19 protein-coding genes are annotated in these 24427 nt (G+C 49.4%); 2 read left to right on the plus strand and 17 right to left on the minus strand.

Translation table 11 applies throughout. The features are described 5' to 3' along the window. Positions 1-295: 295 nt before the first annotated feature. The 12 genes from B9Y59_RS14395 to rplM form a co-directional block, all read right to left on the minus strand. Positions 296-2845: a TasA family protein gene (locus B9Y59_RS14395; RefSeq protein ID WP_085534307.1), complete on the minus strand. Its 2550-nt coding sequence runs from the start codon at positions 2843-2845 to the stop codon at positions 296-298. A gap of 339 nt (positions 2846-3184) precedes the next feature. Then, entirely contained in the window at positions 3185-5836 is a 2652-nt protein-coding gene (locus B9Y59_RS14400) for a TasA family protein (RefSeq protein ID WP_085534309.1), read from the minus strand. Between the two features lie 275 nt (positions 5837-6111). Continuing rightward, complete coding sequence (locus tag B9Y59_RS14405; RefSeq protein ID WP_054324950.1) at positions 6112-6705, minus strand: Rnf-Nqr domain containing protein; 594 nt, start codon at positions 6703-6705, stop codon at positions 6112-6114. Continuing rightward, entirely contained in the window at positions 6702-7325 is a 624-nt protein-coding gene (locus B9Y59_RS14410) for an Rnf-Nqr domain containing protein (RefSeq protein WP_158089050.1), read from the minus strand. Before B9Y59_RS14410 ends, B9Y59_RS14405 begins: the two co-directional genes overlap by 4 nt. Positions 7326-7359: 34 nt before the next feature. Continuing rightward, positions 7360-8331 carry an RnfABCDGE type electron transport complex subunit D gene (locus B9Y59_RS14415; RefSeq protein WP_085534313.1) on the minus strand — a complete coding sequence of 324 codons (972 nt, stop codon included), beginning with the start codon at positions 8329-8331 and terminating at the stop codon, positions 7360-7362. A 1-nt stretch (position 8332) separates the two neighbouring features. Next, positions 8333-9559: an SLBB domain-containing protein gene (locus B9Y59_RS14420; RefSeq protein WP_158089051.1), complete on the minus strand. Its 1227-nt coding sequence runs from the start codon at positions 9557-9559 to the stop codon at positions 8333-8335. Then, positions 9556-10197, minus strand: a complete 642-nt coding sequence (gene rpe / locus B9Y59_RS14425) for a ribulose-phosphate 3-epimerase (RefSeq protein ID WP_085534318.1) — start codon at positions 10195-10197, stop codon at positions 9556-9558. The genes B9Y59_RS14420 and rpe overlap by 4 nt, the downstream gene beginning before the upstream one ends. Before the next feature lie 509 nt (positions 10198-10706). Further along, positions 10707-10970: a hypothetical protein gene (locus tag B9Y59_RS14435; RefSeq protein WP_054324955.1), complete on the minus strand. Its 264-nt coding sequence runs from the start codon at positions 10968-10970 to the stop codon at positions 10707-10709. A gap of 89 nt (positions 10971-11059) precedes the next feature. Next, positions 11060-11365 (minus strand): hypothetical protein, encoded by a 306-nt coding sequence (locus B9Y59_RS14440; protein ID WP_054324956.1) that lies wholly within the window; start codon positions 11363-11365, stop codon positions 11060-11062. Positions 11366-11719: 354 nt separating this feature from the next. Continuing rightward, on the minus strand, positions 11720-13018 hold the full coding sequence (locus B9Y59_RS14445; RefSeq protein ID WP_085534320.1) for a 3D domain-containing protein: 1299 nt from the start codon (positions 13016-13018) through the stop codon (positions 11720-11722). 1350 nt (positions 13019-14368) lie between these two features. After that, positions 14369-14770 carry a 30S ribosomal protein S9 gene (gene rpsI / locus B9Y59_RS14455; RefSeq protein WP_054324959.1) on the minus strand — a complete coding sequence of 134 codons (402 nt, stop codon included), beginning with the start codon at positions 14768-14770 and terminating at the stop codon, positions 14369-14371. Between the two features lie 15 nt (positions 14771-14785). Next, positions 14786-15214 carry a 50S ribosomal protein L13 gene (rplM, locus tag B9Y59_RS14460; RefSeq protein ID WP_054324960.1) on the minus strand — a complete coding sequence of 143 codons (429 nt, stop codon included), beginning with the start codon at positions 15212-15214 and terminating at the stop codon, positions 14786-14788. Between the two features lie 406 nt (positions 15215-15620). On the opposite strand from rplM, the gene B9Y59_RS14465 reads away from it, so the two are divergent. Continuing rightward, positions 15621-16331, plus strand: coding sequence for a tRNA 2-thiocytidine biosynthesis TtcA family protein (locus B9Y59_RS14465; protein WP_054324961.1), 711 nt, complete (start codon positions 15621-15623; stop codon positions 16329-16331). Positions 16332-16884: 553 nt separating this feature from the next. Here B9Y59_RS14465 and B9Y59_RS16885 read toward each other — a convergent pair. Together B9Y59_RS16885 and B9Y59_RS14480 are read right to left on the minus strand one after the other, a co-directional pair. Beyond that, the gene (locus B9Y59_RS16885) at positions 16885-17292 is read right to left on the minus strand and encodes a DUF1284 domain-containing protein (RefSeq protein ID WP_085534326.1); all 408 of its coding nucleotides are present in this window, start codon (positions 17290-17292) and stop codon (positions 16885-16887) included. Further along, positions 17289-17837 carry a biotin transporter BioY gene (locus B9Y59_RS14480; RefSeq protein WP_085534328.1) on the minus strand — a complete coding sequence of 183 codons (549 nt, stop codon included), beginning with the start codon at positions 17835-17837 and terminating at the stop codon, positions 17289-17291. The genes B9Y59_RS16885 and B9Y59_RS14480 overlap by 4 nt, the downstream gene beginning before the upstream one ends. A 357-nt stretch (positions 17838-18194) precedes the next feature. On the opposite strand from B9Y59_RS14480, the gene B9Y59_RS14485 reads away from it, so the two are divergent. Further along, a complete protein-coding gene (locus B9Y59_RS14485) occupies positions 18195-19067 on the plus strand; it encodes a nuclease-related domain-containing protein (protein ID WP_085534330.1) in 873 nt (290 codons plus the stop codon). An 864-nt stretch (positions 19068-19931) separates the two neighbouring features. On the opposite strand, the gene B9Y59_RS14495 is transcribed toward B9Y59_RS14485, so the two are convergent. From B9Y59_RS14495 to B9Y59_RS14505, 3 genes are all read right to left on the minus strand, one after another. Beyond that, a complete protein-coding gene (locus B9Y59_RS14495; RefSeq protein WP_143255326.1) occupies positions 19932-20969 on the minus strand; it encodes an aldose epimerase family protein in 1038 nt (345 codons plus the stop codon). Between the two features lie 306 nt (positions 20970-21275). Then, positions 21276-23159, minus strand: coding sequence for a substrate-binding domain-containing protein (locus B9Y59_RS14500; RefSeq protein ID WP_085534334.1), 1884 nt, complete (start codon positions 23157-23159; stop codon positions 21276-21278). A 65-nt stretch (positions 23160-23224) separates the two neighbouring features. Then, on the minus strand, positions 23225-24427 hold the full coding sequence (locus B9Y59_RS14505; protein ID WP_158089052.1) for a response regulator transcription factor: 1203 nt from the start codon (positions 24425-24427) through the stop codon (positions 23225-23227).

The raw sequence follows: 24427 nt of genomic DNA on the forward strand, positions 1-24427 counted from the left end.
AGGTGCCAGCCCCATGATACCGGCCGCCCGGCATCAAAACAAGGAACGCCCTCTATTTCCCATAAAGTTTGGGAAATACATATGTTTCCTATCTTTATCTTCAAAAAGGTGAGTTAAAAATCAGAATGACTGCCCTTACTTTCCTTCTCCACTGTTGATGTTCTCAATCCCTAATCTCAAGCAGCACAAAAACCCCGGCAGGAAATCCCTGCCGGGGTAATTTGCTCCATAAATATAGATTCAGTCAAATCACTAACGCGCGTTCCCGAACTGGTAACCTAGATTTCCCATGTAATTAAACAATTGTTCCTACATTACATCCTGCAATATCGCCTGTGTAGCCGGAATAGTTTGCATATAGTTCCCCGTCCGCTGTACATCCGCGAATGGTACCACCGTTGATCCCGACGATTCCACCTGCGAATACGCCCTGTCCAAAATTCGTATTTGCTATACTCGTTGCAAAAATATAGGTATCTACACTGCAATTTTCAATCAGTCCGGTATTCTGTCCAGCAATTGTACCAATTATAGCGCCTGCTTGTACATAAGCATTGGTAAGTTTCAAATTCTTGATCGTTCCGCCCCGATTATAGGCTACCAGGCCGGCGCCCGCTGTTCTAGAATCCAACATAACGTTCATATTTTTGATCGTATGGTCTTGTCCATCAATCTCCCCACTGAAGCCAGTGCTCACCCCACCAGTGCTCACAGTCGTGTGAATCGGCATCCAATTGGAACCGCTCAAATCGATATCTTTCACCAAACGGAAATGGGAAGACATATGGTCCTCAATTCTACTCAACTCACTCCTGTTGGAAACCATAAACGGATGAAGGCTTGAACCGTCTCCTCCTAACAGGTAATCTGCGTCGCGTCTTACTTTTACCGTAAACCGCACATCTGTAATGGGCTCCTGAGTCTCCGTATCAAGCAAAACCCCGTCTTTCAGCGTCACAGAGACGCTTTGCGGATCTGGGTCAATATAATATCTACCTCCCGGCTGCCCAACATCCGCTGTAGAGATCGTCTTCGTCTCTCCCTCTTTGAGAGTCACAGTGTAGTTGGCAGAGCCTGCTTCATGATCGTTCTTATGTGCAGCAGGATTATCCGGGTTATAATTATACTCATGGCTTGGGTCAACACACCACCACTGGATGACAACTTCCTTTTCCTCCGGCTCAGGCTCTTCGCCGCCAACCTCTTTTACCGTGAATTCAATCACCTCTGGTCCCTTCGCCGCCGGAATGGTAACAAATTTTGCGCTCTGTCCCGCCGGGTCGTATTCATAGCCTTCCGGCGCCGTTACATAATGTAGAACCTCGGTGTCATTTTGTGCTTCGCCAACCGGAGTAAAGTTGTGGACTCCTTTTGTGAGGCCGCTATATGTTTTGGAATAACTTTGATCCAAAAGTACGCCTGTTTCCTGATTTCGGAAATCCACGCGCACCTGATACGCTTCCGGATGCTCCTCCGGGTCCGGATCGGTCGGTTCTGTACTCTCCGGTTTTACATCAAAGGTAATCCTCGTGGGCGTGGCTGTTCCCTCCGCATTGACCGCTACATCATAGGCCTGCGTATCCGGATCAAACACATAGCCCGCCGGAATCGGAGCGGAAATCCGATCCTTCTCTGTCGCCCTGGTCCTTGACGCCGGCGCATTGGGGGCTACAATGGTGTATTCCCCTGGATATTCCAGTGAAACCGTTTCGGTTTGGGTAAGCAATTGACCGTCTACTGTATTTCTATAATACAGCACATACTCAATCGCCTTCGCCTCTTCCGGCACCACCGTGAAAATAACCTTGCCCGGCGTTGCTTCGCCAGTCTCATGATTGACCGTCACCTCGGTGGACTGTTCTGCCGCCTCGGGGCTATACACATAACCATTCGGCGCATCATAGTTCACAGCTGCAATGGTGGTATCGCTCTTTACCGTCTCATTCTGGCTTTTTACCAGGTCACCTTCCGCAGTTCCTTCACGCCACTCGATGGTCACGTTGTCCTCGAAGCGGTCCGGGTCCTCCGGATCGGTCGAGCTGGAACCGCCCTCGTCCGGCTTGCCAGCACCGGTGTCGTCCATCTGGTAGGCATTCAGCACCAGCTTGCCGTGGAAATGCTGGCCCTGATAGGCGTTGTTCACGGTCTCCGGCAGATAGCCCGCGATCACATAGGTCGCTGTGCCCTGGGCCGGAAGCATTGCCGTCATGTATGTATTGTTCGTCTCTTTCGCTGTGTTGTCCGACGCTACTTTGTCCGGATTTGCCTTAGCCTCGTCGTACGCTGTGTTCAGGTTGACATCCTCAACCTTTGTCCAGGTTTCGCCCACCAGCTTGTAAACAAACACTTTCAGGACCGGCGCCAAACGGTTTACACAATCCTGCATCTTTTCGGGGTCCTGTTTGATCGTAATGTTGTTTTCCGTCAGGATCGGCTCCCCTGCTTCGCAGCCATCGCCTGCTTCCAAAGATAGCTTTACCTTTGCCGGCAGTGTGCCCTCATTTTTGATAACCATCGGCTTAAAGTATGCCGGCACCGGCGCATAATCCTCGTCGTCCAGGCCCGTTGTATTATCCTGGGTCACATCGTTGACCCATTTTTCGTTGCCATTGGGTTCCAACTCCTTGTAGAAGTTGTCGTACAACATCGGGCGCAGGTTCTCAAACGTGAGATCCCCTTTGTCCGTGTCACCCGGCTTTACACTGATGTCCAGCACGCCCGCGGTGAAATTCGCGTTCACCTTTTCCGTGTCCGTAAACCAGGCCATCGTCATGCCTGCCAGCAGACTCAGCACCAGCAACACGGAAACGCTCGACAAAACGACTCTGCTCTTTTTTGTCTTCATTGCTTTTCCTCCGTTTCTTTTTCGTACATCCTCAATTAGGCCGCTATTCGGCCCACGACAATAAGGATTCTATTGAAAAATCCTTATTTATTACATTATAATAGTTGTCCTTTCAATTTGTTTCTAAAAGACAATTATATTTAATATTTGTATATAATTTTATTTTTATATGATTAAAATCTATCTAATTTGTTTACTATCTCCTTCTGTTTTTTCCAATAATATTTTCTTTAAAAAATTTATCCTTTCAATTCAATTTCTATGTGCTACTTTAAGGAAACAAGAGAAGGCCCCGGCTTTCACCGGGGGCCTTCCGTTGCCATGCGGCCTGCGCATTTCTTATTGAAGGGTTGGATAAGTGCCATCTACAATGTTCCAGACGCCGGTGTCCCATCCGGCATCCGTATACGTCGAAGCCGTCTTCATTTCCTCTTCGGTTTTCCCCTGGCCACGGGCTTTATCAGTATCCCAGCCTGTATAAAGCCGGCCCCCGCGATAGAGGTTTCCTTTCCGGAAGAAGATGGTTTCCTTCCCAACCGTTCCTCCCTCCATCCATCCAATGACCGGATGAGTGGAAGTATCCACATTGCCGAAACTGTCGGTCAAAGCATACACTCTGCTCGTGGTATAGCAATTTGAAATGGTTCCCTGGTTCCGCCCCAGCAGACCGCCTGCCTTTGCTCCTTTGACCGTACCTGTCGAATAACAATTTGTCACCGTACCACTGTTGGTCCCTGCAACCCCACCGTAATAGTAATGTGTAGGAGTACTAACCGGCAGGTTTGCGGGGTTTCCACTGACATTGGCAAGAGATGCACAGCCGCTGATGACACCGGTGGTATCGTTCCAGCCGGTAATACCCCCAACTTCCCAAATATCTGCGAATGAATTCCCGGCTGTTACGTTGCCGCTCACCGTACAATTCTGAATTTTTCCGGCGTTCCAACCTACCAAAATACCGGAGTTGCTGTGTGCGTTGATTTTTGCATCGTTCACCGTAAGATTGCGGATTGTCCCGGCAGAATAGGTGAACAGGCCATTATAACTCTTCAATGTGCCGACATTCAGGCCTGTGAGTACATGCCCGTTTCCGTTTATATCCCCGGTAAACACATTTTCAGACGGCTCATAATAGGTTCCATTCCACGGATCATACTTTTGCTCCAATACTCCAATGGGCTCCCAATTCGGATAGGCCTCGCTGAGGTCTACATCATTGGCGAAAATAAAATTGCAGTGTGGATGCAGCCGTACGTTGTACAGATCTTCTGCGTCACGGATAATATGGTCGTCACGATCACAATTTGGATTATCCGGCTCTTCCGGGTCCGTGCTTCCGCCACCCACGTATTGAACCGTAAATTCAATGACTTGCGGTCCCTTCGCCGCCGGAATGGTAACAAATTTTGCGCTCTGTCCCGCCGGGTCGTATTCATAGCCTTCCGGCGCCGTTACATAATGTAGAACCTCGGTGTCATTTTGTGCTTCGCCAACCGGAGTAAAGTTGTGGACTCCTTTTGTGAGGCCGCTATATGTTTTGGAATAACTTTGATCCAAAAGTACGCCTGTTTCCTGATTTCGGAAATCCACGCGCACCTGATACGCTTCCGGATGCTCCTCCGGGTCCGGATCGGTCGGTTCTGTACTCTCCGGTTTTACATCAAAGGTAATCCTCGTGGGCGTGGCTGTTCCCTCCGCATTGACCGCTACATCATAGGCCTGCGTATCCGGATCAAACACATAGCCCGCCGGAATCGGAGCGGAAATCCGATCCTTCTCTGTCGCCCTGGTCCTTGACGCCGGCGCATTGGGGGCTACAATGGTGTATTCCCCTGGATATTCCAGTGAAACCGTTTCGGTTTGGGTAAGCAATTGACCGTCTACTGTATTTCTATAATACAGCACATACTCAATCGCCTTCGCCTCTTCCGGCACCACCGTGAAAATAACCTTGCCCGGCGTTGCTTCGCCAGTCTCATGATTGACCGTCACCTCGGTGGACTGTTCTGCCGCCTCGGGGCTATACACATAACCATTCGGCGCATCATAGTTCACAGCTGCAATGGTGGTATCGCTCTTTACCGTCTCATTCTGGCTTTTTACCAGGTCACCTTCCGCAGTTCCTTCACGCCACTCGATGGTCACGTTGTCCTCGAAGCGGTCCGGGTCCTCCGGATCGGTCGAGCTGGAACCGCCCTCGTCCGGCTTGCCAGCGCCGGTGTCGTCCATCTGGTAGGCATTCAGCACCAGCTTGCCGTGGAAATGCTGGCCCTGATAGGCGTTGTTCACGGTCTCCGGCAGATAGCCTGCGATCACATAGGTCGCTGTGCCCTGGGCCGGAAGCATCGCCGTCATGTATGTATTGTTCGTCTCTTTCGCTGTGTTGTCCGACGCTACTTTGTCCGGATTTGCCTTAGCCTCGTCGTACGCTGTGTTCAGGTTGACATCCTCAACCTTTGTCCAGGTTTCGCCCACCAGCTTGTAAACAAACACTTTCAGGACCGGCGCCAAACGGTTTGCACAATCCTGCATCTTTTCGGGGTCCTGCTTGATCGTAATGTTGTCTTCCGTCAGGATCGGCTCCCCTGCTTCGCAGCCATCGCCTGCTTCCAAAGATAGCTTTACCTTTGCCGGCAGTGTGCCTTCATTTTTGATAACCACCGGCTTAAAGTATGCCGGCACCGGCGCATAATCCTCGTCGTCCAGGCCCGTTGTATTATCCTGGGTCACATCGTTGACCCATTTTTCGTTGCCATTGGGTTCCAACTCCTTGTAGAAGTTGTCGTACAACATCGGGCGCAGGTTCTCAAACGTGAGATCCCCTTTGTCCGTGTCACCCGGCTTTACACTGATGTCCAGCACGCCCGCGGTGAAATTCGCGTTCACCTTTTCCGTGTCCGTAAACCAGGCCATCGTCATGCCTGCCAGCAGACTCAGCACCAGCAACACGGAAACGCTCGACAAAACGACTCTGCTCTTTTTTGTCTTCATTGCTTTTCCTCCGTTTCTTTTTCGTACATCCTCAATTAGGCCGCTATTCGGCCCACGACAATAAGGATTCTATTGAAAAATCCTTATTTGTTATATTATACCATTTATCTTTTTTCTTTGACTTCTTTTGGGAATTTTACAATACACAATTTGCACATGTCATGTGAAATTTAGGATTGAAATTTGTGTATATCGCTCCATTATCCCCTCTTATTCTTCCAAAAAAGAGGAATCTCTCTGCTAAAATCAGCAGAGGGATTCCTCTTCCTTAGAAACTAACCAAACAACCGTCCTCCTGTTATACCGACAAATACCATGGATAGAATTCCAACATAAATCAAAACAGAAGGCAGGCCGCGGAATGCCCTTGGCATATTCTCATTGCGATATCGCTCCAACGCTTCGGAAAGAACAAGCGCTGCTAAAAAGAAGGCCACCCCTGTCCCTATGGCAAAGCCCACCGCCTCGTGTGGCTGGAGCGTAAAGCTGCGCTGCATATAGGGCATTGAAAGCACAATACAGTTGATAGCTGCTGGCGCAAGAACAGCGCCCACCTTATCATAAATCCCTGGGAGAAACGTTTTCATCAAAAATGCCGCCAGTATATACGCCAGTGCGGCACAAAATGCATAGATGGCTGGCCGCATAAACAACAATGTGCTATTGGAAAGCAAAACCGGACCCAAAAAACAAGCAACCAACGCCGAGACCAGTGAGAACCCTCCGACAAACAGGCTGTAAATTCCAATGGTCTTCGGTTTTCGCGCTGCGCGCAGTACACGGCTAAAGCCAATGCCACCCGTAAAGATCAAATTTTCCGCTGTAACGGCTAACAGGGCTGTAAAGCCCACCTCCATCCATGTGTTCATGCGCGTGGTACCTGCCTTTCCGTCTTCTTATTTCTCCGGCCGTCCGCCCACTTGGCGAGGGCAGCGGCAAATCCAAGCAACAGAAATCCAAAGAACGGCAGCGCAGTCCCTTTATCCGCCGCGATATAGGTCCCTACATTGGCGTTCCAAACACTTCCCCTTTGGAGATATTCCCTCAAGCAGGCAAAACCGCACAAAACCACAGAATAGCCGAGCATACAGCCAAAGACATCGGCCAGAACCGCTCGCGCCAAGTGAAATGGTGCATAGTCGTTACAACGGGACAGCAACATGGAATTGCATACCGTCAGGCCCGCATAGATTCCCAGCGCATTGAGGGAACCTGGAAAAATCTGATTGAGGTACCAAGCCGCTGGAAGATAAGCCCCTGCACTTATCACAAGGACCGCGCCGGGGCGCAACCAATTGGGCACCAACCCTCCGAGAAAGCAACAGATCAACGCTGTAGGCAATGTAATCAGGAATAGCAGAAGCGATAATTGGACAGCTGCACGTAGATTATAACCAGCCGCAACAACCGGGTACAACCCCAAAGCTCCGATCAAAACCGGGTTCTTAAAAAACAAACCGTTCGTAAAAATCGTTCGGGTCTCCCGCAAGGTAGACCTCCTGGCAGGACGTATTTGTTCCGTTCTAGCTTTCAACGATCTTCCCTCCCCATCCGCGGGCGGCTGTTGCCGCCCGGTCCAGCAGCGGAGCAACCGCATTTGCCGCCAACACCGCAAAACAGGCGCCTTGTTCGTATGCGCCAAAGTGGCGGAATAGCATCACCAGCGCGCCGCAAAATGCGCCATAAACACACCGTGCTACCGGTGTACGCGGTGCGGTGACTGGGTCGGTCACCATAAAGACAGAGCAAAAAAATAGAGAACCGGACATCAACTCATATTTCACGGAGGTCAACGGGCTGCATGCGATTCTTGGAAAGAGTGCAGCCCCCACAGCCGCTACCAGCAGAAAGAATACAGGGGCTTCCCAGTTGGCGATCCTGCGCAATATCAGGAACAGCCCACACGCGCCGATGACCAGCATGGCAGTCGTCCCCATCGGCCCTACAAAGCGGCCCCAGAGCATCTCCAAAGGTACAATATCCGGTTTCAGCCCTTCTTTTAGCACGCCCGCCGGCGATCGAACCGCAGTATACGTACATTCGCCAAAAGCCGGTAACACCCATCCGGCGGAGGAACTGATATAAGAAAACATGCGTTCCGGCCAACAGATGGTGACAAACGCCACGCCAGCTGCAGCTGGATTGAAGGGAGTGCACCCTGTTCCGCCAAAGGGTGCGCGCACAACCAAAACGGCAAAGAGCGCCGCCAGTGCGGGCATCCAGAACGGTGCGTTCACAGGCATCAGGAGCGCAATAATCAGTCCCGTTACCAGAAGGGATGGGTCCATTTGAATACTACAACGGCGCACCAGGCAGACTGCCACTTCCGCAATACAACATAGCGCCACCGTTCCAAAGGAGGTGACCAGGGGTCTCCAGCCATAGTACACAGCCGGCAATACCAACAGTGTACACAGAGAGAGCGCTACATTCCACATCATCGAAGAAACGCTTCGTTCTTTTCTTAAACAAGGTGTTTCCTGTAAAGAAGGCATTCTATTCGCCCCCCTTTTTAAATTCCGCTGCACGGAGCATCTGTGACACAAGGTCGATTCCGGATGGGCATGCCACGCTGCACGCAGCGCAAGCAATGCAATGTTGTACGTTTACCATCCGCAGAGGATCGGGGTTTTCCCGGGAAAGCTGATCACACACAGCCCACGGCCGAATCCCCCTGGGACAAGCGCGCGCACAGCTTCCACAGCCAATACAAGGGAAGGTTTTCCATCTTGGCGCGCGTTTGAGTGCGACCAAACAACGCGTATCCAGCGTAACCGGAGTGTCCAGATCGGACACCTGCTTCCCAGTGATTGAGGACCCGACAAAACAAGCGCCGGGTGTCCCTTCCCCTCCACAGAATCCCAATAGTTCCCGCAATGCCGTGCCAACAGGTACGCGGACATTGTATGGAGTTGAAACCGCATCGCCGTTCACCGTTACGACCGTCTCTGTCTGTGGGACTGCCTTCTCTAAAAAGTCTGCAAAAGCGGCACAGGCCTGAACCCCAATAAATCCAGTGGTATTTCCCTTGGCATACAGCTCTCTCTTGAGCAATGCACGCGCCGGATAGCGCTCTCCAGCTGGAAACGGCTCGACCGTAGGGCACGCCTCATGAATCCGCTTGCTCTCCTTCCGAGAGCTCGCCGCAATACGCCATTCTTCTGCCCCACATGCCTTTGCAGCGGCGGCTAAGCCCTCCGCCACCCGCTGGGGGTTTTCCCGCAGGACTGCCACTGCGGACGCCACGTAGGGATCATCATCGATCGCATTGCCGAGCAGCAAATTTACACCGCGCCGGCGGAAACGTTTTAATTTCTTATATAGCGGCAGGCCATCAAATTCATCTACGATTCCTGCGGCAGCGGCCGCTGCAATGAGCTCCTCCTGATGCCCTTGCGCCGGTTTCTTTCGCTCCGGAAACTCATATGACCAATCGGGGCTCAGAAGGACACAGGTGGTTGGGCCCTTCTGAGCAAGCGTCCTCTCCCGGATCTCCTTGATACTTCCCGCGGCGGGGGCGTATACCGGCGCAGCAAACTGCGGCGCGGAAAGAGGAGTCCCCTTTTCGATCCAGTCCCCCGGTTCCACCAAGCACTCCGAGCGCACGGTACATCCTACCAAGGGAACCCACAACTGTTTCGGCTGAGGAAAGCCCTGTATCTCGTGTTTCAGGGGTTCGTCCCTGTGCGGCTCCAAACGAACGCCGCGCGGTAACCCTATCAAAGGACCACCCCATTCCCTTCTCGAAGGGAGGCGATCGCTTTCGCTGCATCCGGCGCATGGAATACACTGGTTCCCGCCACACAAGCGTCCACGCCAGCCTGTTTTGCAAGAACCGCTGTCTGAGGATTGATACCGCCGTCCACCTCTACGAACACCCCGCGGGATTTGAGAGAACGCACCTTATCCATCATGGGTTCCATAAACGACTGGCCGCCAAATCCCGGTTCCACCGTCATCACCAGAACCATATCAAGCTCGTCCAAAAAGGGCAACACAGCTTCAACAGGTGTTTTCGGTTTTATCGCGACAGCCGGTTTTGCGCCCCCTTCCCGAATCGCCCGGAGCGTCTCATGAACGCTGCTCTCCGCCTCCAGGTGGAACGAGATGATGTCCGCACCTGCCTTTAAAAAATCGTCCACATAGCGCAAGGGTTCGCTAATCATCAAATGGACGTCAAACGGCAGTTTGGTATAACGCCGGATTGCCCCTACAATGGGCGCGCCGAAGGTCAAGTTCGGTACAAAATGAGCGTCCATGACGTCCAAATGAATCCAATCCGCGCCGGCCCGCTCCATACGTATGGTTTCTTCTCCCAATTTGGAAAAATCCGAGGACAACATCGATGGTGCAATCAGCATGACTGCAACCTCCTTTTTTCAATTCCACAGCGGCCGTTACGGCGCCGGTTTTTCTATCTTTCATTTTATCCGAAATTTGTCTTTTTTTCAACCAAACGCGAAAAACGAAGCTGTTGAATTCCGGAATTCCTACTGTGAAAGGAATGGCACCCTCTCAAAAGCCCGGTCAAGAAGACTGGCTGCCGGGGAAAGGCCTTTCTGTGATTCGACACTTTGTAGAGCCATTCCATGCGAAATATGCTGAACCCCACCTTTTACAACCTGTCTTGAAGCCTAGGAAAGCCAAATGTGCGCAGGGCATCAACCCTGCGCACATTTGCCGCCGCGAGCGAACAGACACCAATATCCCGGGGCCAGCTGGACGCCCGGGTCTTGGCCGAACCCGGGCGATCTATCGTGAAGCGGTGGAAAATATATTTGCCCCGCACTCCCATAGTATGCACCCCGGTCCAAAATGGACTGCAAAATCCTGCGAAACTTACAATTGCCATCCGCAAATTTCTGTCCTCTTATCCTTCGCTGTTATCCTTTTTTCGTTCACGGTAATAAGCCATACATAGCAGCACCAACGCCACTGCCATCACGCCGCGGAACGCCCAACCGAGCGCGCCCGCAAACAGATCCTGCTGTAAAATCGCCCCAACCAGCCACCACGCGCCCATTACGAAAAACAATGCCCCTGCAAAATAAAAAATCTTATTCAGCTTCCCAAACCGAAAGACCAGAAGCAATGCCACAATAAACCACATGGCTGCATATAAATAATCCAACAAATCGCATAACCTCTTTTACACCGGACCACAGGGTTCGGGTTTTTTGTTTTTCAGTATACGCCCACCCTGAAATCCTGTCAACCGTTCTGTCAGCCCGCACGTTTCACCTGTCTCGACTGCACGGACGCCCGATGCAGGGCCCGCAAGCGGCGAGTCCGGCGAATGCGAAAGAGATATTCCCGGCGGACACGCAATGTACAACAGAATCCCATCGCCAATTCCAAAATACTCTGTACTCCTGTAAAAAATAAGTTCCCTTGCCCTGCTAGTAGGGAAACCAATCCCATGACCGCCATCATAGCACACAGCATTCGATTCGCGTCTGTCTTCGGTTGATATTGTACAAATAGCGTGCACGCACCGGCAATCATAAGAATTCCTATGAATTCCAACATCCCGTTCTCCCTCCAAAACGTTCATATGTTCTATTTTTCCCATGATAACACATATGTTCTGTAAATACAAGAGAAGTCGCAAAAATATTCGAACAAAAGACCGATCTGCTTTCTTACTGCCGATCAACCGTTTTCTTCGCCGTAGAAAGCGCTCTTCTGTATTCCCATAAATATGTAAAACAAAAGCGCCCCCTAAGGGGCGCCTGTTAAAAATTCCTTTTCGCTGCCGTATATCGAATCCTAGAAGCAACCGTCATTCTGGGTAAGCTCCGCCTTCCCCACAGCAAAGCCGTAGAGAAACCGCTAGCCTACACAGAAAATCGGATTCACGCCATTCTGTGAACGCCTCTTCTACTAGGACAAAATATACAGGTTCATGTTTCGCACGCCAAAGTTTATACACTCATTGTACGTGTCGTAGTACAAGTCCGCAACAATCCGGCCGCTCTTTACACCGCCGCCTGTGTCCGCCGCAATGGCGTAACCATAGACGGTCTTTCCGTCCGGAGAAGCGATATACATTTTCGTACCATACGGAATGATATTTGGATTGACGGCTACCAGGCCCACTGCCGCAGGTTTTCCAGTAGAGGTATATCCACCACCCGTGTAGGCAGAACTGCGCCCAGAGATCACCTTGGAGTACTTAATCGTATTTCCATTGTGATCGGTAAGGGTACCGTCTCCATTGATCACCGCAATACCGCTCTTCGGCTTTGCGCCAACAGTAACAACCTTTGTGACCGGCTCTTTCAACACCGTTGTATTGAGAACGGTCTCCTCAGCCAACTGACCGTCAATAAACTTCTGACGCTTTTCAACGGTCTGGCTGCCTACCTGACCCTCGACTTCCACAATCGTCTTGCCGCTGTCGAGCGTCGCATCCTTTTTTGTTGTCGTCTCATAAGGAATTTCTTCTGTCACTGTAACATCCTGATAAGTCACACGGGATACGACAATTTGCATGCCGTCGCAAACGCGTTCCTGCAGGTTCACACTGACAAGATCATCGGCTCCAAGGGCAATCCCTTGATCCGACAGGGTTTGTTCCACCGTGTTGGACGGAGCCAGCAATTCGCGGGTCTCTCCATCCGCTGTGATGGATACTTCATATCTGCGGGTGACTACGATTTCCGTGTCCTCCGTCACTTTCTCGTTTTCGTCGGGCTCCACCACATCGTTTACACCGAGGGTCACGCCCACCTTTTCCAACACATCTTCCACGTCTTCGCCATAGTAGGCGAGTACCGTATGACTGACATCGTCCGCCAAAACCGTCATCTCATAAGCACTCTTAACGGTCAGATGGATTGATGTTTCGTCCTCGGAACGGGAGATGTCGTCCATAGGCCCAACTTCAATCTCTGGATATTGAGCCTTTGCCTGGTTCAGGATGTCCTGCGTCCCGCCGCTGGTTGTCTGCAGCGTGTAGGTTTCCCCATTATAATTGAGATTGACGTCGCGGGTGGCAGCCATAACTGTAATCACCGAACTAACCGTGATCGCAACCATCACCAACAGTGCAGTCAGTCTTTTAAATGGGGTTTTGCACAGGAAGCGCTTTGCGTTCTCCACAAATTGCTTCGCATTCTGATTGAACATTGTTTCACCTTTTTCCTTTTCTGCGGCAATTTCGGTTCGTGCCATCACCATTTCTCTGTCATCCTGTTTGACATGGAAAGGCCTTCGACAAAGTAAATAACTTACTATAATTCGGGGATTTTCTCCCCGGCCGCCGCTTCATGGTTATTGGGGTTTGTCAATGCACGTATTATATTCATCCAAACGACGATTGTCAAATTTAAAAAAACAAGGCTTTTGAGCATTATGAACAACTTGAAAAACAAAATATCACACCGTTTTCCTGGGTAGTTTCTCTTTTCGACCGGTTTTCCCCGCTGATTGGGAAGATTTTGCCCCCGATTTCTGTGCAGAATGTAAAAACTTCTGGTTACAAACTTGTTACAAAGGTTTCAAGCCTGTATTTTATGCCTGAAACATGCCGTTCATTCACAAAAAAAGAGACGCTGGACCCTCCAAAAACGGCTTGAGTCCTGACTTTTCAAACGAGCTCTTAAAAAGCGTCTTGTCTCATCCTGGGAGTTTTCCAGGCGAATATTTCCAACCCAATCGCTTGTTTCTATGGATTGTTTCTTCCATTGTGGACGACTTTTTTCCACATTTTTCAACCACTTTTCCACGTATCTGAAAAAAGGCCTGTTTTCCTTATATAGGAAGGTCTTTCCCACGCCGGATCCCGCAAACAAGCATCCCTGCCTTATGTGGCCTCCGACAGCTACCACGATACCTACCACAACGTACCCCTTTTTATGAAAAGAGCTTTTCTGCGTACTTTCTTGAGAAATGGTAAATTTTCTTCTCGAAAAAGAATTTTTCAAGTTAAAACTGCTGACTACTATAGGATTGCAGTGGATACTTCCATTTTACCACCGTGTTTCATCGGACAATCCAACCTTAAAGATTCCACATCGAATCCTCCCGCTATAAAACCGCTCAGCACTGTATATTGGGGCTCTGGTTCGATTTTCCGAACGTTTTCCACTATTTCCACACAGTTTTCCACCGTTGAAAAGAAAAACTTTGTGGAAAACCCGACCTCCTTTTTGCGGTTTTACTCCACATTCTTTGCAGTTTTCCACAGCTTTCCTAAAAAAGCAATCCGATCCCGCAGGCCGAACCATCCACTTGCATGCAAAATAAAGCTGCCTGCTTCCCAATCCTCCCGCCAATCGGCCGGAAACGATTGTATTTATTATGCAGAAGCAATCGGCTTTTCCACGCAAAAAGCCTCCCAAGGTTCGTTCCCTGGGAGGCCTGCATATTGCTCTAAAAAGACAGTCTCCCATTAATTTCTTTGCGATATGCCTATAGCATCTTCTTCACGGCGGCCGCGGGGGCTTTACGACAATGGCCTCCAGTTCTCCACATAAAAAAGTCCCGAAGACCCATAGGATCTTCGGGATATAGTTCCCAGATAAATAATTATCTCTTGGAGAACTGCGGAGCACGACGTGCGGCCTTGAGGCCGTATTTCTTACGTTCCTTCATTCTCGGGTCACGTGTCAAGAATCCTGCCTTCTTGAGAGAAGCGCGCAGGTTCTCGGAATCATACTGCAACAGGGCACGTGCGATACCATGGCGGATTGCACCGGCCTGTCCCGTTACGCCGCCGCCTGCCACACGGCAGACAACGTCAAACTTCTCATTGGTCTCGGTGAGCACCAGCGGCTGACGTACGATCAGCTTGAGGGTCTCAAGGCCGAAATAATCGTCGATGTCACGATCGTTGATCGTCACCTTGCCGGTGCCCTGGTACAGGCGCACACGAGCGACGGAGCTCTTTCTTCTGCCAGTTCCGTAAAAATAAGGTGCTTTCTCGTACATAGTTCAGTCCCTCCCTTATAACTCCCAGGCTGCGGGCTTCTGGGCGGCATGCTTATGCTCAGCGCCGTCGAACAAACGCAGTCTGGTCAATGCAGCGCGGCCGATGGTGGTGCTCGGAATCATGCCCTTAACGGCCAATTCCATCGCCTTGGTCGGACGCTGTTCCATGAGGGTGTCATAACGGACCGCCTTAAGGTGGCCGATATAACCGGTGTGACGATAATAGAATTTCTTCTCCAGCTTTTTGCCGGTGAGAACTGCCTTTGCGCAGTTAATGATAATGACATGATCCCCGCAATCAACATGGGGAGCAAAGGTCGGCTTATGTTTGCCGCGCAGAAGAACAGCAGCCTGAGCAGCAACACGGCCCAGCGGCTTTCCTGCCGCGTCAATCACATACCACTTGCGGTCGACTTCGCCGGCCTTGGGCATATAAGTGGACATAGCTTTTACCTCCAATGATGTTTCAAAATTCCCGAGCCTATCCCTGAATCGCCGCAAATTCTCCGGCAGCTCAGGGATAGGCTCTTTGCAGGTGCGCAATTCCTTATACAGGTAGACGCTTCCCACAGTGCAGTAATGATCTTACCACACCGGATGCAAGGTGTCAAGAGAAAAAAGCGGATATTTTAATTTACTTTGCTCAAAGCTTCTGTTTTCTCCCCTTTTTGGCCGATTATCTCCTAGAAACTCTTCCGTCATTTCATTTGTTAAAAACCTGTCAAGATAGAACTTCCCTTTTCTTTTTCTCCTGTATCCTGTATAATAGCGCTAAACAAACCGGCAAGTTTTCTTATACATTATATATAGGGATTTTTTGCGGTCATTTGCGTGAGGATGGAGGCACATTATGCAGAAGATTATGGGAGAAATGCGCGCTGCAATGGAGCGATATGAGATGGTCGAACCGGGAGACCGCATTGCGGTCGGCGTTTCAGGCGGCAAGGATTCCCTCGTGCTGTTGAGTGGCCTGGCATCCCTGCGCGCATATTATCCAAAGCCATTTGAGGTGGTTGCTCTGACCATTGACCCGTGCTTTGGTGGAAAGCAGGCCGATTTCAGCCCTATTTCTGCTCTGTGCAGTTCCATGCAAGTGGAATATCGTCTGCGTCGTTCTCGCTTGGGAGACATCATCTTTGAAGAACGCAAAGAAAAAAATCCGTGTAGCCTGTGTGCACGGATGCGGCGCGGCATCCTACACAATATGGCAAAGGAGGCCGGCTGTAATAAACTGGCGTTGGGGCATCATTTTGACGATGCGGTCCAGACCTTTTTTATGAATCTTTTCTATGGAGGGAAGCTCTCCTGCTTTTCTCCAAAAACATATCTCTCCCGTAAGGATCTCTGGATGGTCCGCCCCTTAATCTTTACAGAAGAAGCGGCAATCCGGTCAGCCGCACGACGCCATGCACTCCCCGTGGTAAAAAGCGCCTGCCCTGCGGACGGTGTCACCAGCCGCCAGGACACTGCTCTCTTGATCGCCAATTTGGAACATCAGTTTCCCGATCTACGCGCAAAGGTCATGGGGGCGATGCAGCGCTCGCACCTCTCCAATTGGTAAAGAGATCCCCCAAAATATGTTCTGGACCACTTGGCTAAAGAACCTTTGCCTCGCAAACGCTCCTGCGAATACTTGTCTACAAGAGGTACGTTTCCCTTTCATCTTATGAATCCCATTGACGATAAACAAAACGGATTCGTTGAACCGGTTCTTTTCAAACTCTCATCCGATGTCAAATTGAATCGACAGTCCCCTTGACCCAATCGTTCCTGCCATAAAAGATTCCCCCAACCTTCCATTCGGTTGGGGGAATTCTTATGGCCTCTTTCCCATGCTGCCAAGATACTGGTACGTTTGATTTTCGCCATGGAAGAATCCAGAATAACGTGCCATTGGGCGGCCTGCCTTTCTTCTGATCGTTAACCGCGGCCTTCCCGTGCCCCCGCTTTTCTATCCCTTTTTGAGCCATCTGTTTTTGACCGCCTCCATGCATTTTTAATCGTTAATCTTTCGGATGGAAAAGCGGGAAACCGCGACAAATATTTATACAAATAGTATTTTATATATTATAAAATTCAGGTTGTTATTATATAATACTATACAATTTGTATTTTTATTGTGAATATATTCGTTTTGTTGTTTCTTGACAAAGCGAAAGCCATTGGCATCCCCTACACACCTGTTCCAAAAGGTCCCTTTCAAGAATCCTCTGCGAAACATGCTTCTGGAACTCTTTCCAGGAAAGCCTTTGTCCCATTTGCAGCCCACAGCATTGCAAAACCGCTTGATCGTAAAGGGAAGGCTTCGGCGAAGATTCACAAGCTCCCTCTTGATTATGTGGGCAACATGCGCAAAGCACGTCCACACCAGCTGTGAGCTCAATTTGTGTTTCAGGCATCGCGCGCAAAACGGCAATTACATGGGTCATATTGGCTACAAATGCGGCGCTATATCCTTTTCCAGTAAAATGCTGGATGCAAAGTCCATGATGGGGACGCAACCGAATCATTTTGGTAATCATGCAGTCACCGTCCCAGTTCTGGACAATGCTTTTTGTAATACCGGTACCAACAATGAGGCCACCACAATTTTTGCCGCATCGCCCGGCAAAAAGGGAATTACGCAAAGGAACAGGGATTCTACAAAGCCTGTATGCGACGAAACTATAAACCAAATCGTCCCCAGCAGATAACACAGTACCAGTCCGCCGATCATACTCAATGCAAGCCAATAGATTTTACCACGGCACCGTGCCGATAGAATTCCCACAAGCCAAGCAGCCGCAATATATCCAAAAATATAACCACCCGTTGGACCGAACAGAATCCCCATTCCGCCACTAAAGGAGGCGAATACCGGCAATCCGACTGCCCCCAATAGCACATATATGGCTTGGCTTATTACACCGCGTTTCGCTCCTAGGACCCCTCCTGCGACAAATACAGAAAATGTAGCTAAATTAATTGGTACAGGCTGGATCGGAATGGCGATCTGAGAAAGTACGGCGGTTAATGCTGCAAATAGTGCGCAAAGCACCAGATTCCGGGTTTTTTCCAGTCGATTCATATATTCTCCTCCATTTCAAATCAATTGTAAACTGTAATAAATATTTTAGTTTACAATAGCTGCATTATAAATGTTTTCCAAATAAATGTCAAGTGTTGGAATCTCTTAAAACGCTTTCGGCTCATAAATATCGATCGAAAGATTGTCAAATTATCCCTTTCGATCGTTACACTTTCAAATAGAAAACGCTCGATTGTTCCAGGAAGCGACACCATTTGCCTTTCTCCTAATAAAGATCAAATAGGCAATATCCTTCTTCTCTTATTTCTACCGTTCAACAAAAACATTACTATATCAATCATTTTTATAGCTTTTTTGCAAAATAATGGTATAATTAGTCTAAAGGAGGGGTAATCCATGTTAGATCTCTTATATATGGAAATTCTGGCCTTTTTATTGATTGCGTTCGTCATTTTTATTCTCTATACGGTAAAACGAAAAAAATACGAAAAAACCGAATACTTTGCTCAAACGCATCATGCATATAGGAAACTTCGCGGGGATAAGGGGTTGCTGGGGGAATATTGCATTTATACATATCTCAAGCCTTTAAAAGGCCACAAGCGCTTCCTCTTTAACTGCTATTTGCCAAAGGAAGATGGAGAAACCACGGAAGTGGATGTGATCCTTTTGCATGAATCCGGTATTTATGTTTTTGAATCAAAAAATTATAGCGGCTGGATCTTTGGAACCGAATCAAAACCATACTGGACCCAAACACTGCCTAAGAAAAGAGGGCGTTCTCAAAAATCTTCCTTTTTAAACCCTATTATTCAAAACAAGGTCCATTTGAAATGGCTCCATACATTTTTACAGGAAGATACACTCCATTTTTACTCGTTCATTGTATTCAGCGACCGCTGTACATTAAAAGAGATCAACCTAACTAGTGACGAACATCGCGTAGTAAACCGCTACAATCTTCTCGCCGAAGTGACACGCATCTCCCAGGAAATGGGCGCCCAGCTCTCTGTTGATAAAATCGATGATCTCTATGAGAAACTATATCCTCTTACACAGCCCGATGCTGCGCTAAAGGCTACTCACATTGAAAACATCCAAAAAAAGTATTCGGCCTCCCCTTCTGTGGATAAGGGCGAAAAACGCTGCCCAAGATGCGGTGGCAAACTGGTATTGCGGACAGCCTCCCACGGGTCCCGGGCTGGAAAACCGTTTTGGGGATGTTCCAACTACCCCAAATGTAAATACGTGCAAAATATGGAGGAGTAATACCGACCTATATAAGGAATCGGTTTCGTGAATGGAGCTGGACCTGTTTCCTTGCAGGCATCCGTTTATATTTTTCCTTGCCCAACAATCAAAACATTCTTTTCCTTTTTGCAGATGTAACGAATAGAAGGGGTTTTATGGATGTCTCGGGCATTCCGCACATATAAATAATTTCGCTTGTGTGTTAGATGAGATCTTTTTCGAATGGCGTTCTATGCAAAGCAAGTTCTCTTTCTCATGCCCATCTGAAAAAATCCAAAATTTTTGTTATGATGAATCCCCTCAGGAGGGTGTCCCAAAAATCATGAAAAGGCTGAAGGATATCCTCTTTTTTAGAAACTCAGATATTTTTCCAACCAGAAGGAGGGCGCCCCTCTCCTGTGAATCGAAAGATTCGCAGTTTGGGGACACCCTCTCGTTTTTTAGGAACCCAGATTTTCAAGCAGAAAGAGGATGCCCCTTTCCTGTGAATCGAAAGATTCGCAGTTTGGGGGCACACTCCTGTTTTTTAGAAACCCAGATTTTTCAAGCAGAAAGAGGGCACCCCTCTCCTATGAATCGAAAGATTCGTAGTTTTGGGACGCCCTCTTGTTTTTTAGGAACCCAGATTTTCAAGTAGAAAGAGGGCCCCCCTCTCCTATGAATCGAAAGATTCGCAGTTTGGGGACGCTCTCCTGTTTTTTAGAAACCCAGATTTTTCAAGCAGAAAGAGGGCGTCCCTTTCCTATGAATCGAAAGATTCGCAGTTTGGGGACGCCCTCTTTCAATTCTTAATCCGCAGTACAACGGTTAAGAATACATGGATCTTTTTGGCTTCTTCTTTTATTGGCTATTTCAGCTAATATACAAACAGAACTATTTATCTTATTTACAACAAAAAGTAAATGTCGTATCCTGTGCATAAGGTTCGCCTTTCCGCAATACCGGAGAAGGGAAATTGGTACATGACATTGCATTGGGGAAGTACTGCGTTTCCAAACACAACCCCATATTTTTTTCGTAGGCGATACCGGATTTGCCAACGGGGCCATCCAATACATTCCCGCTGTAAAACTGTACACCGGGCATGGTTGTGCGGACGGTCATCTCAATTCCTGTCTCCGGAGAATATAGAATTGCCGCCAGTTTCTCTCCTTTTTCACCCTGCAAAATAAAGTTGTGATCGTACCCTTTCCCATTCCGAAGCTGTGGACAATCCACACCAATGTCCCGCCCGATTTCTTTGCTCTCACGAAAGTCGAATGGAGTGCCCTCAACTGGAAGGATTGTTCCAGTCGGCAAACAATTTTCGTCGTTCTCCGTAAAGGACAAAGCTGGTATCTGGAGAAAGTGGTTTAGAATCGTGCCTCTTCCCTCTCCGGAGAGGTTAAAGTAACAGTGATTGGTCAGGTTCACCACGGTATCCAGATCGGTTTCTGCGCGATACTGCAAGCACAAACGATTGTCATCCGTGAAAGTATAGGTCACATATACATCCAGATCGCCGGGGTACCCTTCCTCCCCGTCCGGCGAAATCCGGTGAAAGGTCACGGAATTTCCCTCCGTTGTGGCATCCCACACCCGTTTGTCAAAGCCGCAAAGTCCGCCGTGCAGATGGTTCGGCCCATCGTTGACTGCCAGATGATACTCTGTCCCGCCAAGTGTGAAAATACCCTTTTCAATCCGGTTTCCATGTCTTCCAACGACCGCGCCGAGATACCCATTGTTCTGTTCATATTCCGCCAAGGTGCGATAGCCCAGACATACGTCTGTCAAGCGGCCTTCCCGGTCAGGCACTTGAATCGATGTAATGGTACATCCATAGTTCATCACGGTGACGGACGCCCCACTTTGATTTTCGATACGAAACCGGTAAACCGGAGTTCCGTCCTTTCTTGTTCCAAATCGTTCCTGTGTAATCATGTTTGTATTCTCCTTATTTTAATTGCCAGTAAGCTGGCTCAATGATTTTCCCCCTGCGTGAGAACATCTGTCTGTATATCTATGGGAAGAGCCCGCTTGTCTTTTTGAAAGTTCAAGAGGTCTCTTGTCCAGACATTTCCGGACAGCCTTGGGTGGATTCCTTGCCTGCAGTCTTTGCGCTGCTTCCTCCTGCTTTGCCGTTTCTCATCCGCCTAAGCTCCATCGGGGCCTTTTTAAAGTCGTACCGCTACCGCCGATTTCCCTTTGTAATCACACTAAAAATCGGCAAAGCAATGCTTTTTATAATCAATATTTTCTGCTTCGGATATACTTCTGTGCGTTTTCCTGTGTGTAAACCTTTTCATCTGTAATGATACGCAAGGGCAATTCTTTCCCCGCCATCAGATCTTTGATCGCCTTCATCAGCTGGGGGCCCAACAAAGGGCTACATTCAACCACGCAATTCAGCCGGCCGTCAATCAGCGCTTCAAACGCCGATCGCGCGCCGTCGACAGAGATCAGCTTTACATCCACACCAGGCGTGATCCCGTTGTTTTCCAACGCCTCCGCCGCGCCAAGCGCCATGTCGTCGTTCTGTGAGAAAATCACATCGATGTCCCAATCATGGGAATTGATATACTCTTCTACGACCTGTTTCCCACCCTCATAGGTGAAATCTCCACAGGACGAATAGACGATGTCACAATTCGGGTATTCCTGCATAACCTCTTTGAACCCTTGGCTGCGTTCTTCCGATGGGGAGGCCCCCACCGTGCCTTCAATCTCCATAATACGCACGCACTCCTCCGGGTCCTCCATAGTCTCTGCTACCCAACGCATGGCGCGCCGCCCTTCCTCCAGGAAGTCGGCCCCAATAAAGGTCATATACATGTCGTCTTTCTTTGTACTGACCTTTCGATCGGATAACAAAACCGGAATGTCCGCTTCTTGCGCCTCTTCTAGAATTTCATCCCAGCCACTGTCTACTACGGGGCTTAAAACAATGACATCGACATCCATCTCAATGAACCGGCGCAAGGCTTCGATCTGCCGCTCCTGACTCTGGTTGCAGTCCTCATAAATCAAATTGATTCCAAATTCCTTTGCAGCGGTTTTGATCGACTGTGTGTTGGCCAGACGCCAAGCGCTCTCTGTGCCAACTTGGGCATATCCTACGTCAATGATCTTATCGGGTTCTTCATAGCTGCGGTTGAGGCCCGCCTCATACGCATCGGCATTTTCCTTTGTAACGCTATGGCTGCGAAGAATCACCTGTTTGGGAACACCACTGACCTCCTGCAGAATCTCCAATGCATACTGAACTGCCTCCCTGCCGCCGGTCGGGCAGGTGATCGTCTCATCAATGATTCCACGCCTCACCAAGTCGATTCCGCGATTTTCACCGGTAAATCCATCGACCCCGACGATGCGGATATCCTCGTACCCCAGCTGCTTCAAAGCACGGGACGCTCCCAAGGCCATGTAATCGTTGTGAGCAAAGATGGCGTCGATATCCCGCAAATGCGTGCCGTATGCCCGAACGATGTCCTCCGCCGAATCGCGCGATTCACTGACCACGTGTACCTGCTCGACCTGAATATCCCCCGTTTCATCAATGATACTGCTAAATCCTTCGCTTCGGTCGATGCTGGCCTGTGAGGCGGAGCTTCCGCAAAGTTCCAGCACCGTTCCCTTGCCGTTCAACATCTGAGAAACAGACTTACCCGCCTGCTTCCCGATCAGTTCGTTATCGGGACCAATAAACAGGGAATAATCGTACCCTTCTACCACACGGTCAAGAACAATCACGGGGATGGACTGGTAGACGTCGCTCACCACCGGAGTGACCTTCTTGACATCGCAGGGGGACACGATCATCAGATCGACCCCAAAATCCAGCAGTTTTTGTATATCTGCTATTTGCTTTTCACTGTTGTCGGTTGCATCCGTGATGACCAGACGGACGTCCGAATGTTTCGCCGCCTCTTCTCGAATCTCCTGTGTGAGTACAAGACGCCACGGTTCCCGCATATTGGCTTGTGAAATACCGATCACATACGAAATCTGATCGGGTTGTTTCTTGGCCACACATGCCGAACAGAGGGAAAAAAGCAGTGCAAAAGTCAAAACACATGCACAGGCAATCTTCCCAATCCGCCGGCCGCCGATATTTTTAAACCATTCCCTCATGCTGTCCCCCCTACTCCCCAAACGTATATATTCCCTGATCCGCATTCCCAGTGGGAATTGTCTTTCTATTTCTTCTGTAGGCTCTTTTTATACTCCATCGGGGAAACGCCCAAAACCTTTTTAAAAGCACTGCTGAAATAATGCTGGCTGGAATACCCTACGGTCTCGGCAATCTCATACATTTTACGGTCGTCATCCCGCAAAAGCTCGATTGCCCTGCGGATACGAACACGTGTGATATAGTCCATAAAGGTAATTCCGGTACTCTGTCGAAATACCCGGCTCAAGTGTTGTGGAGAAACGTGCGTATAGTCCGCCGCATCCGTCAGGGAAAACTCTTCCCTTGCAAAATTTTCTTCTATGTATTTCTTTGCATCGCGCACCAACTGCGGCGTCTCTAAAAGTGCACGCAGGTCTTCGGCCGCGCCCTCATAAGAGGCCGGCAGGCCCCCTAACTTTTCTCCCCCGCGCCGGGTCAAAAAGGCATCCACCGGCAGGTGGGTCTGCAAAAGGTTTTTCAATTGTTCCCCTGCGGCCTCCCACTCCGCGCGCGGCTCTCCGGATGATATAAGCACCAGTTCGCCGGCTGGATTTCGGCAGGTGGATACTGGGCGGAAGGGTTGGAACACCTCCCGTGCCATATTCTCCGCTGCATAAAACAGGAGATCGTCGTCCCATTCACCTCCGATTTCAGCATTGTCCTTATCTTCCAGGTGTACCAACGTCACACCAAACGGTTCTGGGATTTCCAGGTCGAGCGCCGCTGTACGTTCCTGTACCTCCGCCTCTGTGAGCCGGCCATCCAGCCAGCCCTCCAGAAATTCCGCGATCATTGCAGGGCGGTTCTTTTCCACCAGCTTCCGGGCAAATTCAAGATATTGGGCCTGTTTTTGCCGGCAGCCAAGTTGTTCCTTCGCCTTGTGCAGAGCGCCGTAAAAGGTATCTTCCATAATCGGCTTCAGCAAATAGTCAAAGACGCCCAACCGCAGTGCCTTTTGCGCATATTTAAAATCGTCATATCCAGTGATTACAATAATCAAAGCATCCGGTTGTACCGCCTTCAATTTTTCAATGAAATCCAATCCGTTTAAGAACGGCATATTAATATCCACAAAGAGCAAATCCGGGCGATACTCCATTGCCTGATCCAAAGCCATTTCTCCATCTTCCGCCTGCGCGACCACTTGAATCTCTGGATCTTTCTTTAAAAAATAGGCAATCCCTCTTCGAATGATTTCTTCATCATCTGCAATCAGCACCTTATACAT

The organism is Anaeromassilibacillus sp. Marseille-P3371 (assembly GCF_900169665.1).
Classification (GTDB): Bacteria; Bacillota; Clostridia; order Oscillospirales; family Acutalibacteraceae; genus Anaeromassilibacillus.